A 16,115-nucleotide genomic window follows, 5' to 3' on the forward strand; every position below is an offset into this window, starting at 1 on the left:
AAAGAGGTTGTAGCATGGTCAATCTATTGATTCAGGCGCTGACACTGATAAGCGGCCTGGTTGTAAATTTTGTTATTCCTGGTCTGTATGGACTTGACGCTTACGGAGAGTTCATCAAAGTCAACGTGCTGGTTTTTTTATTTCAGAAGCTTCTAGACATTATCAACGAACAACTTCTGGCTAGCGTCAAGCCGGAGCACATCCTTGTCACATCTTTGTTTATGGCAAGTTTGATTTTCTTGCTGTTCAGCGGATTCAGCCTGATCGTCGATCTTGGCAACCCGCTATTACTAAGCGTAATGCTGCTCAGCTCAGCGTGTTTGTTGTCGCTTTTTGGTTTACGCCTTCATCGCTGGATTGTCGCCTATCTCATTATTTTCTTGGTTGTCTTCTCTGTCTCTTTGTTCATTGGCTATCAAAAAATATGGTCTCTCAGCATTGTAGACATTTTGTTCCTGACAAACTTGATCCCGTGCTTGTTTGCCTTGGGAGTACTCTTCACCCATGGCGCCAAGCTTCCGATAGGCAAACAGTTGCTGTCGACCTTCCGACAAGTAATAGTTTTACTACCTCGGATGGTTTCGATCACACTGGTCTTTAATCTTTTCACCAACATCCTGCCTTTTATTTTATCCCGGAGCCTTCCGGTAGGCGAACTTGGCCTCTTTCGGGTGATCGTATCGATTATTCAGTCAGCTACCAGCCTGTTCCCGATAAACGTAAGAGCTGTCTTCGTTGCTTTCATCTCAGGTGGACAACGCCAAGAGCAATATCGAATCATCATGTCAGTAGCACTGTTGTATTTCGCTCTTGTTGGCTTGTCGGGTTATGCAATGGGGTGGCTACTGCCCCAATACTCTGGTTACCTGGCTTTGCTTCCGTGCCTCCCAGTCTTGTATTGGGCTGTCGTCACAGAAAGGTATCTCGTAGCTTCCGGACTTCAGCGCAAGGTAATAATCGCAAACATTACCGTAGGTGTCCTCGCCGCAGCCGGGATGCTACTTTTCGTGAGGGGACTAAAAGATGCTGAACTGTTTTATGCAATCGGATTCTCTGCCTATTTAATGACGTTACATCTTCTGTGTCGACCAGGCATCCGCCTACCCATCATCTTTTGGGTCTCGATACTGTCACCACTGGCAATCGCCCTGAAAAATATCAATATGATCTGGGGGGTGCTCTACATGTGCTCGCTGTTGATCATAGCCGTTTGGACACTCCGGCTTCGTCCGGCAGATTTTCGCACTTTGAGGTTTTGACAATGAATGCAGTAAAACTTTATCGCATCGGAAACTGGTTCTATGAACGTAAAGTCCCCGTCATACCGACATTGATCCGAAATTTTATTTTTGTTTTATTTAATTCATACATTCCTGTGTCTGCAAACATAGGAAAGGGATCAATTTTTGCCTACGGTGCAATAGGCGTTGTACTTCATGCGAACGCTAAAATCGGGCGCGGCTGTGTGATAGGTCAAGGAATTACAATTGGAGCCTCTGAAGGCTTCGCCTCCAGTGAAATCAACAAATGTCCAGTGATAGGGGATAACTGCTACATCGGCGCAGGTGCCAGGATCATTGGTGATATTCGAATAGGCAACAACTGTCAGATTGGTGCTTCAGCTGTCGTCCTGAAAGACATTCCAGACAACTCAATCGTGGTCGGCATCCCAGCTAGAATTGTTGGACAAACTCCTACAGACTATAAAGCTATTCGTCCCTAATGAGGCGGAGGGAGAAAAAAATGTTGAGCAACGCTTATTCTAAAAACAATAGTTTTGCGATTGCAGCCGGGGCCGTCATCTCCATTTTGCTCATGCAAGATCCCGGCGCTTTATTCTATACGGGGATGCTGGGAGCAGCTCTACTCATACTGATGGCCCTGATATCACCATGGCTGGGCTTATTAGCACTTTTCCCGCTTGCATTTGCCATGCGTCCAGCACCACCTTCAATAGGGTTTCAAGAACTGGCATTTGCAATCCTTCTGACTGTTGTATTCGTTGCCTCACTGATAAAGCTGCTGCGTTCCTTCGGCGCCATTGCAGCATTAAAACTTTTTGCCGCCCCCGTAATTATTGGTTTAGGGATACTTGGTATAAACCTCGTGGTAGCCATGAACAATCATGTCCCCCTGTCAGACTGGCTTCGAGGCACCATCCCCTTTCTGTTTATTTATGCGTTGCTTCCGGTTTGCGTACTGATCGGTGACGACGAAAGCAAAATTCGCTGGATAGGCGGATCCTTCGCAACGCTTATCTTTCTAACAGCGGGGTATATTGTTTTCTACTACTTCTACCAAGGCATTTGGCGCCCTTACTGGATTGTTCCGGGCGACAGTGAAGCTATCAAGCTTACTAAAGAAGCAGCCATGAACAACGTGAACGCTATTGGTCCAATGCGCGACAGAATCACAATGGTGTTGGCACAGGCGACAGATAGCCTGCTGCCTGTCGGAATGGTAGCCGGGTTTGTAACATGCGTTTTAACTCGCAACAAATATATTACGGGCATAGGAGCAACGATGTCGCTGCTGTGCATGACGGCGACCCTGATAACCTTTACAAGAAGCATGCTCTTAAGCGCCCTGTTAGTTATCTTTCTATTTTCAAGCTTAGTATTTTTGTTTCGCAAAATGCTACGCAAAAAATTATTGATTAGCATAACTACTTTAGGTCTAGTCGGATTGATGTTTATTTTTTCGACAGGCATGCAACAAATCTGGTTCGGGAGAATGAGCTTATTGATTGAGTCCGGGATAGAGACAATCGTTAATTGGAAGCCCGCTCCCGAGAGAACTGTTGTACAAAATACTGAACTATTGGAACCTCCGCTCACGCCCAAGGAAAGTGCCGACTTCAATGTGTCCTCTCGTGTTGAAGAATATAAAATCGCGTGGGACCTGTTCACCTCACACCCTGGACTGGGTAATGGTCTTGGCACAAAACACGAAATGCGCTGGGAAACATCAAATGGCACTTCCTTTACTCAGTTCGTCGCTTACATTCACAACTGGCCTCTTTACATATTAATGGTTGGCGGCATACTGGGCATACTGACTTACTCTTTAATCCTATTAGGACCGATCCTCATCCGGATCACATCTCTAAAATCCGAATCGGAACATTGGACAATCATTCGCGCTGTCGTGTTGACAATGGCAATATATGGCTTGTTTTTTGCCGTCTTCCGGTTGATTACATTCAACCTGCTACTCGCTACTGTTTGGGGAGTTATTTTTGCGCGAAATCTCTCTCGCGAACACGCTTCTCGAAAAATGCCAGACAAAGAAGCATTTAGGAGCGCTGTCGACTAATCCGAACGGAGCGTCGAACAATAAATCTGCCGATCAGAAAATTATGGAGCTACCGGTATAATGTGCGGCCTAAGTTTTTTTTGTGTCAAGGGTAATGCCCCTGTAATCAGGAGCCAGTTAGAAACAAGCTTGGCTGTCACGAAGCATCGTGGGCCGGATGCTTCCGGCACCTACTTTACGAGTGTCGCGGACTACGAGATTGGACTCGGTCACAACAGACTAAGTATCTTGGACCTCTCCGCCGCCGGCAGCCAACCTATGTTCGCCGGCAAGGGTGTAAGCATCGTATTCAATGGTGAAGTGTTTAACCATCACGAACTACGTGATCAACTAATTGCGAAAGGTTATACCTTCAGCGGTACTTCAGATACAGAGGTCATTCTTAAGCTCTACGTTGAATACAAAGAACAAGCCTTCAAGCTTCTGGAAGGAATGTTCTCCCTGGTCATTCTTGATGAAAACAACCAGAAATTCTTCCTCGTTCGCGATGTTATCGGCATCAAGCCCGTTTATTATTTTTCCAACGAGAACGGGTTATATGCCTGTTCAGAAATCCGTGGATTGAAAAGCTACTCTGAAGTTGTTAGCGAAATTGACAAAAATGACGTTTTTGAATTCTTCAACAACGGCTTTCTCTATGAACCCAACACCGGCTATAAAGCCATAAAAAAAGTACTGCCGGGCACATACTTGGAGTTCGACATTTCAACGGGTAAGTGCGAGGCCAAGCGCTACCAGAACATCAGCAACTTTAAGACAGACCACTCCATCGCAAAAAGTGTGCAATCCGCTGTCGCACGCCAATTAGAGGCAGACGTTCCGGTGGGTGTGTTTTTCAGTGGAGGGGCAGACTCCAGCATCCTGGCTAATTACACCGGGGATGCGGATCTATTTTTTGCCAAATATGAATCGACAGAAGAATCCGCGATCGACCTTAAGTTTTCTGCGGACATCGCGAAACACTTGGGCAAAGAGCTTAAAATCACTGAAATCCTTGACTCGAAATCCAATGTGTTCGAATCGATCGATTTTGTAGCGGCGAACACGGAAGAACTGATTTCCGACTATACATTCTGGGCGACTTACCGATTGTCCGCGGAAGCAAAGAAAAGCGGATATACAGTGATGCTCAGCGGAATGGGCGGCGATGAGGCGTTTGCTGGATACCCGCGTTATAAAGTCCTGAAGCACCACAAGCTGATTCGTCTACTCTACCCTTTGCTTAGCTCCCTACTCAAACTGAAGCTTTTTCCAAAACAACTGGACAAAAAATTTGAACGGCTTGTTTCGTATGCTCAGGAAAGCTACTGGCCTTTGGCGTACTCAAGAATGTTGGGATACTTCTCAAAACAGGAATTGAAGGGATTTTTTCCTGACTATTCAGGGTTGGAAAAGAACTATAAACAACGTCTTGATTCCGTGCTTGCTGATTACGATGGCGACGTGAACGATAAAGTAAAGTGCGCACAACATTTCGACATGACCGGTTTTTTAAGCCACAACCTCTGCGTCTCCGATAAAGCAAGCATGTTGGCTAGCATAGAACTGCGCGTACCCTTGCTGGACGAGCGAGTTGTAGCCAAGGGCTTCGCCACTACAAGCGCTGAGTTATTGAAAGATGGTGTTCCCAAAGCACCGCTCAAAAACCTTTTGAAAAGCCTGCTGCCTGACTCACTTGTAAACCGTCCTAAAACAGGATTTAACCCTCCACTGGATGGTGTAATTCATAGCATAGGTTCAGAGCGGTTGCTTTCTGAATTTGAGCGAATCTACCAATACCTTGAGCGCGAAGAAGTAGAAAAACTGGTTGAAAATCATTTTTCCAGTGCAATCAACAACACCTACAAACTTTGGCAGCTGGTGTATTTTGAACGTTGGTTGAAACTGAATTTCGTTTAATTTTTTTGGCACCACCCTAAAAGCCAGTCAAACCAACATTATTAAGTGACAGTTATGGGCAATACACTGAAAAACCGGATTTTGAAGCTGTATTACACAACTAAAATGCTGCGTGCAAAGCAGATTCTTTATCGGATCTACTATCGTTTCGCAACAATAAAACCATTCAAGGCACTTGGCTTCACACGCCGGGCAGCCTTTAATATGAATCCACCACCCTGCTGGAGTCCGTCACGCTTTACAGCGGATGGGCAGTTTGACTTCATGGGCAGTAAAGCGTCTATTGATTGGAACAATACGACTCTACCAAAAATATGGCTCTACAATTTGCACTATCTCGATCATCTAACATCTTCTAATCGGGGTGTAATCCATTCATTTGATGAGCATCTGGTGAATAGCTGGATCAAGGGTAATTCTCCCTATGCCGGTTGTGGCTGGGAACCTTACACACTGTCATTACGGATCGTGAACCTGGTCAAATGGTTTAATTCACAGCCAGCGTTAGAAGATGACTGGCTAAATAGCCTGGCCTTGCAAACTCACGCCTTGTCCGAACAGGTTGAGTATCACATTCTCGCCAATCATCTATTTGTAAACGGCAAGGCTCTGGTTATTGCAGGTAGTTTTCTGGAAGGTGCTGACGCGGAACGCTGGCTGGCACTCGGACTGAAAATAATGGATTGCGAGGTGAAGGAACAATTCCTGACTGACGGTGCGCACTTTGAACTATCCCCGATGTATCACGCGTCGCTTCTATGGGACATGTGCGACCTGGTGAACCTGGCACTTCATACTCAACTCCCTACTCTGAAAAGCCGGCTGAATGAATGGAAGCTTGTCATCGAACGAGGCATTGTCTGGCTAAGGAGCATTCAACACCCGGATGGCGAAATCCCGTTTTTCAACGACTCTGCGTTCGGCATTGCTCCCTCTCTACACGACATCGAACAGTATGCGAACTTGCTGAATTGCCAACCTAAAAATGAAGAACGCAAGGCGTCCAACATTTCAGCAATTTGTCATGCCGAAAGCGGTTTTGCGGCGATCGACTTCAGCAAGGGTAGCAAAGCACTTCTTAACTTTGCTCAGATAGGGCCCGCTTATCAGCCTGGACATGCACACGCCGACACCTTGAGCTTCGAGCTCAGTCTTTTCGGCCAGCGTATTTTCGTCAACTCGGGAACGTCACAATATGGCGAAGACAGTGAGCGTCATCGTCAACGCAGTACAGCGTCCCATAACACGATCGAAGTGGATAGCGAAAACTCTTCCGAGGTTTGGGCCGGTTTCAGAGTCGCTCGGCGCGCCCAAGTGGTGCTGGATTGTTTCGATCAAACAGAAAATCGGGTGCGCATCCGTTGTACACACGCTGGATACAAACGACTGAAGGGGAAAAACCTGCACAGTCGTGAGTGGGTTGCTACTACGAACCAGCTACTGATAACTGATTCGATTACCGGAACTTTCAGCCAAGCAATCGCCAGATTTTTCCTGCACCCCGAGGCAAAAATTCTTCAAAATGGTGAGGACCTGGCAATCACCCTCCCAACAGGAGAATTGATATCGGTATGTATCCAGGGTGCTGCAAGTGTCAATGTAATTGACTCTACATGGCACCCAGAATTCGGTAAGTCTGTTCCGAACCAGTGTATTGTCGCTGAGCTATCGTCCAGCACACTTATTACCAGCGTAACGTGGTGAGGTTTATTTGAAACTTTTAATCCTGAGCTTTTACTATCAACCAGATCTTTCTGCAGGATCGTTTCGCACCACTGCGCTGGTGAAGGCCCTTCTGGAAAGATTGCCGGCAGATGCTCATATTGAGCTCATTACGACCTTGCCGAACCGCTATAGCTCGTTCAGCAGCGAAGCTCCTGAGCTAGAAGAGCATCCACGCCTCACCATACGCCGCATCGCCTTACCGGCCCATAAAAGCGGCATGGTTGATCAAGCAAAAGCTTTTATGGTTTATGCGAAGCACGTCCGTAGTATTGCTCGAAATCAACGCTATGATCTCGTCTATGCCACGTCGTCGCGCTTGATGACTGCGGCGCTCGGTGCATTCATAGCGCGCAGTCAAAAGACACCACTTTATCTGGATATCCGCGATATTTTTGTCGACACCATCAAGGACGTCCTACCTAAAAAAATCATCTGGCTAATCAAGCCGATGCTCTCGCTACTTGAACGAATCACGATCACATCAGCCAAGAAGGTCAATCTTGTGTCTGCCGGGTTTCTTCCTTACTTTAAAGAAAGGTACCCGGACCAGGCATATTCGCTGTTCACTAACGGCATCGACGACGAGTTTCTTGACGTCCAAACAGAGCAGGATAATAGCGTTCAGGATGAGATTCTGAACGTGGTCTATGCGGGGAACATTGGCGAAGGCCAAGGCCTGCACAATATTATTCCTCAGTTGGCCAAACAATTTACAGGCAAATTGAAATTTCAAGTAATTGGTGACGGGGGCAGACTTCCGATCTTGAAAGAAGCAATTGCATCAGCAGGCTGTACTAATGTTGAGCTTCTGAGCCCGGTAAAACGCGACGCACTAATTCAGGTTTACCAATCTGCCGATGTATTATTTTTGCATCTAAATGACTACGACGCGTTCCGAAAGGTTCTGCCCTCGAAATTATTTGAATATGCTGCAATGGGCAAACCTATTTGGGCTGGCATTGCCGGCTACTCTGCAAGTTTTGTCTTAGAACATATCGAAAACGCTGTCGTCTTTCCGCCTTGCGATGTAACGGCCGCGGTTAAATCATTCGAAAGCTTGAATATTTCAATCGGCCAGCGCGCCGGGTTTATCGAGCACTTCGCTCGCGTCAACATCATGCGTGATATGTCCAAAGACATTATTGCCGTAATAGAGGCCCATTGATCATGCGTATTCTTTTGGCAGGAGCCAGTGGTTTCGTCGGTCGAGGACTCGTCCCCCTACTACTGAATCAAGGACACGAAGTCACCGCTGCTGTTCGCAAGCTGACAGTTGATCTTGACTCGCGGGTGAAACAAGGCCTGATAGATGGCTTGTCCGCCGAACAAGATTGGCAACCACTATTAATCGGGCAAGAAGCGGTCATTCACCTGGCTGCTCGCGTGCATGTCATGAGTGATGACTCATCTGACCCTCTCGCTGAATACCGCAAGGTTAATGTTGAAGGAACACTAAAGCTTGCCCGACAAGCTGTTGATGCCGGTGTAAAGCGTTTTATTTTTATCAGCTCTGTCAAAGTTAATGGCGAAGGTACGACTCTGGGCGCACCGTATAGTGCAGACATGCAAGCCGCCCCCTCGGACCCCTACGGAGTCTCCAAAATGGAGGCGGAACAGGGCTTACGAGCACTGGCGGCAGAAACCGGCATGGAAGTGGTCATTGTTCGTCCAGTGCTCGTGTATGGGCCGGGCGTGCAAGCCAACGTCCTCAGCATGATGCGCTGGTTGCACAAAGGAGTACCTTTGCCGTTTGGCGCCATACACAACCGGCGTAGCCTTGTAGCACTGGATAATCTTGTTGATCTGATCGCGACCTGTATTGCTCACTCAGCCGCGGCAAATCAAACCTTTCTGGTTAGCGATGGAGAAGACCTATCGACTACCATGCTGCTACGTCGAATGGGAGCCGCTCTTGGCAAGCCTGCACGCTTACTATCGGTACCAAGCTGGATGCTTGAAACTGGCGCAACGATGTTGGGTAAACAGGCGCTCGCCCAACGGTTGTGCGGCTCACTTCAAGTCGACATTAGTAAAACGCGTGAACTATTAGGTTGGACACCGCCAGTCACCGTCGATGAGGCGCTGAACAAAACGGCTAAACACTTTCTGGATTTGCAAACAAAATGAATATGTGGTGGTTACTACCGGCTGTTGCCGTCGTCGCACTTTTTTTGACCGGGGCTTTACGCCAGTATGCATTGGCAAGGAGCATTATCGACATACCCAACGCTCGAAGCTCACATGTTGTGCCGACACCAAGAGGTGGCGGGGTCGCAATCGTAGTTAGCTTTCTGTTGTCGCTGATACTGGCGGCAAGCATGGGATTTGTAGCCTGGCCACTAACTTTGGCGCTACTTGGTGCCGGAGCAGGCATAGCGGTGCTTGGCTTTCTCGACGACCATGGCCACATCGTTGCCCGCTGGCGCTTGCTCGGCCATTTTATTGCGGCTATCTGGGCGCTCTTTTGGGTGGGTGGTTTGCCACCATTGACGTTTTTTGGCTTTTCGTTTGACTTGGGCTGGATTGGCCACGCACTGGCTGCAGTCTATTTAGTCTGGCTGCTCAATCTCTATAACTTTATGGATGGTATTGACGGCATCGCCAGCGTTGAAGCAATTTGTGTTTGCCTCGGTGCAACGCTGTTGTACTGGCTCGCGGGCAATGAAGTTTTGGCAATGCTGCCGCTATTGCTGGCTTTTGCCGTAGCTGGCTTTTTGTACTGGAATCTACCCACTGCACGAATTTTCATGGGCGACGCAGGAAGCGGCTTCCTCGGAATCACTTTGGGAGTACTGTCATTACAGGCTGCTTGGGTTGCCCCGCAGTTACTTTGGAGTTGGCTGATCTTACTCGGCGTCTTTATTGTTGATGCTACCTGGACATTGCTCCGTCGACTCTTGAGGGGAGACAAAGTCTATGAAGCTCACCGCAGTCATGCCTATCAATTTGCCTCTCGCCAGTTCAAGAAACACTTACCGGTGACCTTGACAGTAGGTGCGATCAATCTCTGCTGGTTGTTACCGATTGCCCTTCTGGTCGGTGCCGGACGAGTAGATGGATTCTTGGGGGTGCTCATCGCCTACATTCCATTGGCAATACTGGCGGTGAAGTTTAACGCTGGAGCAAAGGAGTAGGGTCTCCTTCACAGATCCTAGTGCTTTGGAGAGGGGGCTCTTGTGCCCCCCTCACAGGCACATCAATCAGTTTGTATACTGCTACATCGCACTCTTTCGATAAAGTGCCCAACAACCCGAGTTGATCAAATCACAGGTTTGCGACGCACTCGAGCAGCACGACTGACAAACACGCTTATCAACGGACCCATTACCATACCTATCAGTAATGCACCTACAGTCACAACTGATACCGGCAACTGCGGCCCGCTCCATCCCAAAAAGAGCAGAGAAACAGATTGTTGATTCTCAAGCACAAACACCAGAACGGCCAAGACCAGTAAAAGGGAAAAAATTCCGAAGAGTAAACGTTTGAGATTACTCATAGGTAGCTCCTTCGTCCGCTGTGACTATCAAAACCCCTCTTCCTCATCCTCATTCACCCGATCCCTAAGCTCCTTCCCCGGCTTGAAATGCGGCACAAACTTGCCATCAAGGCTAACCGACTGACCTGTCTTCGGATTGCGACCAACGCGGGGCGCACGATAGTGCAGAGAGAAGCTGCCAAAACCACGGATCTCGATGCGATCACCGGTGGCCAGACACTGTGACATCTGCTCAAGCATGGTCTTGATGGCCAACTCCACATCCTTGGATGAGAGCAGCCCTTGATGGGTGACAATTCGTTCGATCAACTCCGACTTCGTCATATTTTTCCCTTCTTTTTCAAGCATCTAGGAAAAGCGCTTCAAAAGGTTTTAGCATGCCCGGAGGAATTTGAACAGCCCGAGTTTTCACATATCTCTACCAGCAATGACCGCCCAATTGCCACGAACTACGACGCGATCTGCCTCAGCGACAAATCACCAGCATGGTGCGCGTCAGATACCCCGCAGGATTAAAGCCGAAAGGGAATTCATCCTCATCCTTTGCATCGTCGGACCTTGCTATAACCTTGTAACCTGCCGCCTTACACTCTTTGTCCGCGCGCTTACGACACTTCTCCCACCCAGAACCCAATCCCGAGCAATCTATCTCTACGCCACTGACTCCGCGCACAGCATGGGTCTTGGCGTTCGTACCACAACCCGCCAGTGTCAATACCGCAATTGCGACAATGAGCTTGTTCATTCACTTCCTTATGGCAGGCACCCTGCCCGACATTCGTTCGCTTGAGGTAAGACTAGCTGCAAATAAGCGATTGATCCGATTAAAGAAAGAGACAACGTAGAAGAACCATTGGTTGCAAGGACTGCCGGACCAACATGAATCATCACCACGCTCACCAAATCCCAGGCACAAAAAAGGGCGACCGAAGTCGCCCTTTTTCTATGGTCTGACAGAACTTAGTTCTGCTTTTCCATTTGTGCACGCAACAGGTCGCCCAGAGTGGTAGGACCAGCAGCAGGTTCCGAAGTCGCTGGCTTGTCGCGCAGGCTTTGGATTGCTTCTTTCTCTTCAGCATCGTCTTTCGACTTGATGGAGAGCTGGATTACACGGCTCTTGCGGTCAACGCTGATGATCTTGGCTTCTACTTCCTGGCCTTCTTTCAGCACGTTGCGCGCGTCTTCAACGCGGTCACGGCTGATTTCGGAGGCTTTCAGAGTCGCTTCGATATCGTCGGCCAGAGTGATGATGGCGCCTTTAGCGTCAACTTCTTTCACGATGCCTTTAACGATTGCGCCTTTGTCGTTCTCTTGAACGTACTCGGAGAACGGATCGCTTTCCAGTTGCTTGATACCCAGGGAGATGCGCTCGCGCTCTGGGTCAACCGACAGGATAACGGTGTCCAGCTCGTCGCCCTTCTTGAAGCGGCGAACGGCTTCTTCGCCCACTTCGTTCCAGGAGATGTCGGACAGGTGAACCAGACCGTCGATGCCGCCGTCCAGACCAATGAAGATACCGAAATCGGTGATCGACTTGATGGTGCCGGAGATTTTATCGCCCTTGTTGAACTGGCCAGAGAAATCTTCCCATGGGTTAGATTTGCACTGCTTGATGCCGAGGGAGATACGACGACGCTCTTCGTCGATGTCCAGAACCATAACTTCCACTTCGTCGCCGACTTGTACGACTTTCGAAGGGTGGATGTTCTTGTTGGTCCAGTCCATTTCGGAAACGTGTACCAGGCCTTCAACGCCTTCTTCCAGCTCAGCGAAGCAGCCGTAGTCGGTCAGGTTGGTTACACGAGCGGTAACACGAGTGCTTTCTGGGTAACGGGCTTTGATAGCAACCCATGGATCTTCGCCCAGTTGCTTGAGGCCCAGGGAAACACGATTGCGCTCGCGATCGTACTTCAGAACCTTGACATCGATCTCGTCGCCAACGTTGACGATTTCGGAAGGATGCTTGATACGTTTCCAAGCCATGTCGGTAATGTGCAGCAGGCCATCGACGCCACCCAGATCGACGAATGCGCCGTAATCGGTGAGGTTCTTGACGATACCTTTGACTTGTTGGCCTTCCTGCAGGGATTCCAGCAGAGCTTCACGCTCGGCGGAGTTCTCGGCTTCGAGGACGCTACGACGGGAAACGACAACGTTGTTGCGTTTCTGGTCAAGCTTGATGACCTTGAATTCCAGCTCTTTGCCTTCCAGGTGCGTGGTGTCGCGCACAGGACGGACGTCAACCAGAGAACCTGGCAGGAACGCACGGATGCCGTTAACGTCGACAGTGAAGCCGCCTTTAACCTTACCGTTGATAACGCCCTTGACCACTTCTTCGGCTGCGAAGGCTGCTTCCAGAACAATCCAGCATTCAGCGCGCTTGGCTTTTTCACGGGACAGCTTGGTTTCACCAAAACCGTCTTCAACCGAGTCCAGAGCAACATGAACTTCGTCACCGACGTTGATAGTCAGTTCGCCAGCATCGTTGTAGAACTGCTCAAGCGGGATGAGTGCTTCAGACTTCAGGCCAGCGTGAACGGTTACCCAGCGAGCTTGGTAATCGATATCAACGATAACACCGGTGATGATGGAGCCTGCCTGAAGGTTCAGGGTTTTTAGGCTTTCTTCAAAGAGTTCCGCAAAGCTTTCGCTCATTTTAATTCCTGTGAATGAGGGCGAAGGATACGCCCATCTCCACACCCCAGACGGTGTGGGTTAGTTTCATTTAGAAGAAGCGCCACAGGACTATGACTGGTCCCCTGCGGCCTTCTTGGTCACCCGGCAATATCGCGAATGGCGATCTCGCTCATGATGCGTTCCAGCACCTGATCGATGGATAATTCCGTGGAATCCAGCTGTATGGCGTCAGCCGCCGGTTTGAGCGGGGCTACCGCTCGCTGGGTGTCACGCTCATCGCGTGCACGTATCTCATCTAGCAGACTCGACAGACTAACACCATCGACTTTGCCCTTCAACTGCAAGTATCGACGGCGAGCTCGCTCCTCGGCACTGGCAGTGAGGAATATCTTCAGCGGCGCGTCCGGGAAAACCACCGTGCCCATGTCGCGCCCATCGGCAACCAACCCCGGAGGCTCCTGAAACGCCCGCTGGCGTTGAAGCAGAGCGTCGCGGACGGCCGGCAAGGCCGCCACCTGGGAAGCCCAGGCGCCTACCTGTTCGTTACGCAAATCATCAGTGACATCGTCACCTTCAAGGATGATCCGCTGCGGATGACCTTCGGTCGCACCGACGAACTGCACATCCAGATGAGCGGCCAGCAGCTTCAGCGACTCTTCATTGGTCAGATCGACGCCATGATTGCGCGCCGCGAACGCCAGCAGGCGGTACAGCGCACCGGAATCCAGCAAGCACCAGCCCAAGCGCTTGGCCAGAATCCCGGCAATAGTGCCCTTGCCCGAACCGCTAGGCCCGTCGATGGTGATGACCGGTGGCTTGATAATCACGACTGAGCCTCTTGTGCAACACGGATGCCGACCTGCGCACACAGCGCGAGGAAGTTCGGGAACGAGGTTGCGACGTTGGCACAATCATGGATGCGGATCGGTGCGGTGGCGCGTAGCGAAGCCACGCTGAAGGCCATGGCAATCCGGTGATCGCCGTGACCGTGCACTTCGCCGCCGCCGATCAGGCCGCCGTCGATGATGATGCCGTCCGGGGTCGGTTCGCATTTGACGCCCAGCGCCAGCAAGCCATCCGCCATGACCTGGATACGGTCCGATTCCTTGACTCGCAGCTCTTCGGCGCCGCGCAATACGGTGCGCCCTTCGGCGCAGGCCGCCGCCACAAACAGTACCGGAAATTCGTCGATGGCCAGCGGAACCAGCGCTTCGGGAATCTCGATACCTTTGAGTTTAGCTGCCCTTACGCGCAGGTCAGCCACAGGCTCGCCGCCGACTTCACGCTGGTTTTCCAGGGTGATGTCAGCGCCCATCAGACGCAGGATGTCGATCACACCGGTACGGGTCGGGTTGATACCAACGTGCTCGAGCACCAGCTCAGAACCTTCGGCGATCGACGCGGCCACCAGGAAAAACGCGGACGAGGAGATATCGCCCGGCACTTCAATATGGGTAGCGGTCAGCTTGTGGCCGGATTCGACCGAAGCGGTAGCACCGCTGACAGTGACCGGATAGCCGAAGCCGCGCAGCATGCGCTCGGTGTGATCGCGAGTCGGTGCCGGCTCGGTAACGGTGGTTTTGCCTTCGGCATACAGGCCGGCCAACAGCAGGCAGGACTTAACCTGGGCACTGGCCATCGGCATGGTGTAAGTCAGGCCCTTGAGCTTGTTGCCGCCACGAATAGTCATCGGTGGGCGACCTTCAGCGGCGGTCTCGATCACGGCGCCCATTTCACGCAACGGATTGGCCACACGATTCATCGGGCGCTTGGACAGCGAGGCGTCACCGGTCAGGGTGCTATCGAAGTCCTGCGCAGCCAGCAGGCCCGACAGCAGACGCATCGAAGTGCCGGAGTTGCCCAGGTAGATCGGGCCCGGCGCAGGTTTAAGGCCATGCAGGCCGACGCCGTGAATGGTCACGCGGCCGTGGTGCGGACCTTCGATCACCACGCCCATGTCGCGGAAGGCTTGCAGGGTCGCCAGGGCGTCTTCGCCCTCGAGGAAGCCTTCGACTTCGGTGACACCTTCAGCGAGGGAGCCAAGCATGATCGAACGGTGAGAAATCGATTTATCGCCTGGTACTCGAATCCGCCCAGTCAGGCGGCCACCAGGTTGTGCCAGGAAAATCAGGTCGTTGGAATTCATAGCGTCCACATAAGCCCGGCGGGCCAGGATTTTACTGAAATGTTCGCGGGCAACCCGGGCGCGAGTGAATACGCCCAACAATTGGTGCCCATCCCCTGCATCGACCGCGTCGCGCAAGGCGTCGAGGTCGCTGCGAAATGTATCAAGTGTACGCAGGACAGCTTCGCGGTTGGCGAGGAAGATGTCGTGCCACATGACCGGGTCGCTACCCGCGATTCTTGTGAAATCGCGGAAACCGCCCGCAGCGTAACGGAAGATCTCAAGGTTTTCATTGCGCTTGGCCAACGAATCGACCAGGCCGAACGCCAACAAGTGCGGTAGATGGCTGGTTGCCGCCAACACCTCGTCATGACGTTCGACCTGCATGTGCTCGACATCGGCGCCCAATTCGCGCCACAAACGGTCGACCACTGCCAGCGCGGCCGGATCGGTCTGATCCAGCGGCGTCAAAATCACTTTATGGCGACGGAACAGCTCAGCATTGGAGGCTTCCACCCCACTCTGCTCGGAACCGGCAATCGGATGGCCCGGCACAAAACGCGACGGCATGCCGCCAAACGCTTCGGTCGCGGCACGCACGACATTGCCTTTGGCGCTGCCAACGTCGGTCAGAATCGCCTGCCCCAGGTCCATGCCGGCCAATCGGCCAAGCATTTTTTCCATGGCGAGGATCGGCACGGCGAGCTGGATCACATCCGCGCCCTGGCAAGCAATCGCCAGGTCTTCTTCGCAGCGATCCACCACGCCCAATTCAACCGCGAGCTTGCGCGACTGCGGATCGAGATCGACCCCGACCACTTCGCGGCACAGGCCACTTTCGCGCAAACCCTTGGCAAACGAACCGCCGATCAACCCCAGGCCGACCACCACCAGGCGACCGATCATAGGGACAGC

General features: G+C 51.1%; 14 protein-coding genes. 8 read left to right on the forward strand and 6 right to left on the reverse strand.

Features of this window, described 5'->3' with window-relative positions:
- The first annotated feature begins 14 nt into the window (after nt 1-14).
- Genes K0F88_RS13360 through K0F88_RS13395 form a run of 8 tightly spaced genes read left to right on the forward strand, consistent with a single transcriptional unit; the run spans nt 15 to nt 10,073 of the window.
- The gene (locus K0F88_RS13360) at nt 15-1,259 is read left to right on the forward strand and encodes a hypothetical protein (RefSeq protein ID WP_219095341.1); all 1,245 of its coding nucleotides are present in this window, start codon (nt 15-17) and stop codon (nt 1,257-1,259) included.
- Between the two features lie 2 nt (nt 1,260-1,261).
- Nucleotides 1,262-1,723: a serine O-acetyltransferase gene (locus K0F88_RS13365; protein ID WP_219095342.1), complete on the forward strand. Its 462-nt coding sequence runs from the start codon at nt 1,262-1,264 to the stop codon at nt 1,721-1,723.
- Between the two features lie 20 nt (nt 1,724-1,743).
- Complete coding sequence (locus K0F88_RS13370; RefSeq protein ID WP_219095343.1) at nt 1,744-3,315, forward strand: O-antigen ligase; 1,572 nt, start codon at nt 1,744-1,746, stop codon at nt 3,313-3,315.
- A 60-nt stretch (nt 3,316-3,375) separates the two neighbouring features.
- Entirely contained in the window at nt 3,376-5,214 is a 1,839-nt protein-coding gene (gene asnB / locus K0F88_RS13375) for an asparagine synthase (glutamine-hydrolyzing) (protein WP_219095344.1), read from the forward strand.
- A gap of 54 nt (nt 5,215-5,268) precedes the next feature.
- A complete protein-coding gene (locus K0F88_RS13380; RefSeq protein WP_219095345.1) occupies nt 5,269-6,918 on the forward strand; it encodes a heparinase II/III family protein in 1,650 nt (549 codons plus the stop codon).
- Nucleotides 6,919-6,925: 7 nt separating this feature from the next.
- Nucleotides 6,926-8,104 (forward strand): glycosyltransferase family 4 protein, encoded by a 1,179-nt coding sequence (locus K0F88_RS13385; protein WP_219095346.1) that lies wholly within the window; start codon nt 6,926-6,928, stop codon nt 8,102-8,104.
- Nucleotides 8,105-8,106: 2 nt separating this feature from the next.
- Nucleotides 8,107-9,066, forward strand: a complete 960-nt coding sequence (locus K0F88_RS13390; protein WP_219095347.1) for an SDR family oxidoreductase — start codon at nt 8,107-8,109, stop codon at nt 9,064-9,066.
- Entirely contained in the window at nt 9,063-10,073 is a 1,011-nt protein-coding gene (locus K0F88_RS13395; protein WP_219095348.1) for a glycosyltransferase family 4 protein, read from the forward strand. Before K0F88_RS13390 ends, K0F88_RS13395 begins: the two co-directional genes overlap by 4 nt.
- 125 nt (nt 10,074-10,198) lie before the next feature.
- Here the strand turns inward: K0F88_RS13395 and K0F88_RS13400 are convergent, their stop codons facing one another.
- The 6 genes from K0F88_RS13400 to K0F88_RS13425 all read right to left on the reverse strand — a co-directional run bounded on the left by K0F88_RS13400 (nt 10,199) and on the right by K0F88_RS13425 (nt 16,106).
- A complete protein-coding gene (locus K0F88_RS13400) occupies nt 10,199-10,438 on the reverse strand; it encodes a LapA family protein (RefSeq protein WP_219095349.1) in 240 nt (79 codons plus the stop codon).
- Between the two features lie 27 nt (nt 10,439-10,465).
- The gene (gene ihfB / locus K0F88_RS13405; protein WP_002554561.1) at nt 10,466-10,762 is read right to left on the reverse strand and encodes an integration host factor subunit beta; all 297 of its coding nucleotides are present in this window, start codon (nt 10,760-10,762) and stop codon (nt 10,466-10,468) included.
- Between the two features lie 142 nt (nt 10,763-10,904).
- Nucleotides 10,905-11,183: a hypothetical protein gene (locus tag K0F88_RS13410; protein ID WP_094468429.1), complete on the reverse strand. Its 279-nt coding sequence runs from the start codon at nt 11,181-11,183 to the stop codon at nt 10,905-10,907.
- 215 nt (nt 11,184-11,398) lie between these two features.
- Nucleotides 11,399-13,093: a 30S ribosomal protein S1 gene (gene rpsA, locus K0F88_RS13415; protein WP_123406822.1), complete on the reverse strand. Its 1,695-nt coding sequence runs from the start codon at nt 13,091-13,093 to the stop codon at nt 11,399-11,401.
- Between the two features lie 119 nt (nt 13,094-13,212).
- Nucleotides 13,213-13,902 (reverse strand): (d)CMP kinase, encoded by a 690-nt coding sequence (gene cmk / locus K0F88_RS13420; RefSeq protein WP_059406801.1) that lies wholly within the window; start codon nt 13,900-13,902, stop codon nt 13,213-13,215.
- Complete coding sequence (locus K0F88_RS13425; RefSeq protein ID WP_257605250.1) at nt 13,899-16,106, reverse strand: bifunctional prephenate dehydrogenase/3-phosphoshikimate 1-carboxyvinyltransferase; 2,208 nt, start codon at nt 16,104-16,106, stop codon at nt 13,899-13,901. The genes cmk and K0F88_RS13425 overlap by 4 nt, the downstream gene beginning before the upstream one ends.
- Nucleotides 16,107-16,115: the final 9 nt, after the last annotated feature.

Origin of the sequence: Pseudomonas sp. UMAB-40, from assembly GCF_900095275.1 — a bacterium.
In the GTDB taxonomy this organism is placed as follows: domain Bacteria; phylum Pseudomonadota; class Gammaproteobacteria; order Pseudomonadales; family Pseudomonadaceae; genus Aquipseudomonas; species Aquipseudomonas mandelii_B.

Excerpts from the sequence above, each read along its gene's own strand:
- K0F88_RS13400 (WP_219095349.1), bottom strand. The coding sequence starts at position 10,438 with ATGAGTAATCTCAAACGTTTACTCTTCGGAATTTTTTCCCTTTTACTG.
- K0F88_RS13410 (WP_094468429.1), bottom strand. The coding sequence starts at position 11,183 with ATGAACAAGCTCATTGTCGCAATTGCGGTATTGACACTGGCGGGTTGT.
- K0F88_RS13390 (WP_219095347.1), top strand. The coding sequence starts at position 8,107 with ATGCGTATTCTTTTGGCAGGAGCCAGTGGTTTCGTCGGTCGAGGACTC.
- rpsA (WP_123406822.1), bottom strand. The coding sequence starts at position 13,093 with ATGAGCGAAAGCTTTGCGGAACTCTTTGAAGAAAGCCTAAAAACCCTG.
- K0F88_RS13425 (WP_257605250.1), bottom strand. The coding sequence starts at position 16,106 with ATGATCGGTCGCCTGGTGGTGGTCGGCCTGGGGTTGATCGGCGGTTCG.
- K0F88_RS13395 (WP_219095348.1), top strand. The coding sequence starts at position 9,063 with ATGAATATGTGGTGGTTACTACCGGCTGTTGCCGTCGTCGCACTTTTT.
- K0F88_RS13360 (WP_219095341.1), top strand. The coding sequence starts at position 15 with ATGGTCAATCTATTGATTCAGGCGCTGACACTGATAAGCGGCCTGGTT.
- K0F88_RS13365 (WP_219095342.1), top strand. The coding sequence starts at position 1,262 with ATGAATGCAGTAAAACTTTATCGCATCGGAAACTGGTTCTATGAACGT.
- asnB (WP_219095344.1), top strand. The coding sequence starts at position 3,376 with ATGTGCGGCCTAAGTTTTTTTTGTGTCAAGGGTAATGCCCCTGTAATC.
- K0F88_RS13370 (WP_219095343.1), top strand. The coding sequence starts at position 1,744 with ATGTTGAGCAACGCTTATTCTAAAAACAATAGTTTTGCGATTGCAGCC.
- K0F88_RS13380 (WP_219095345.1), top strand. The coding sequence starts at position 5,269 with ATGGGCAATACACTGAAAAACCGGATTTTGAAGCTGTATTACACAACT.
- ihfB (WP_002554561.1), bottom strand. The coding sequence starts at position 10,762 with ATGACGAAGTCGGAGTTGATCGAACGAATTGTCACCCATCAAGGGCTG.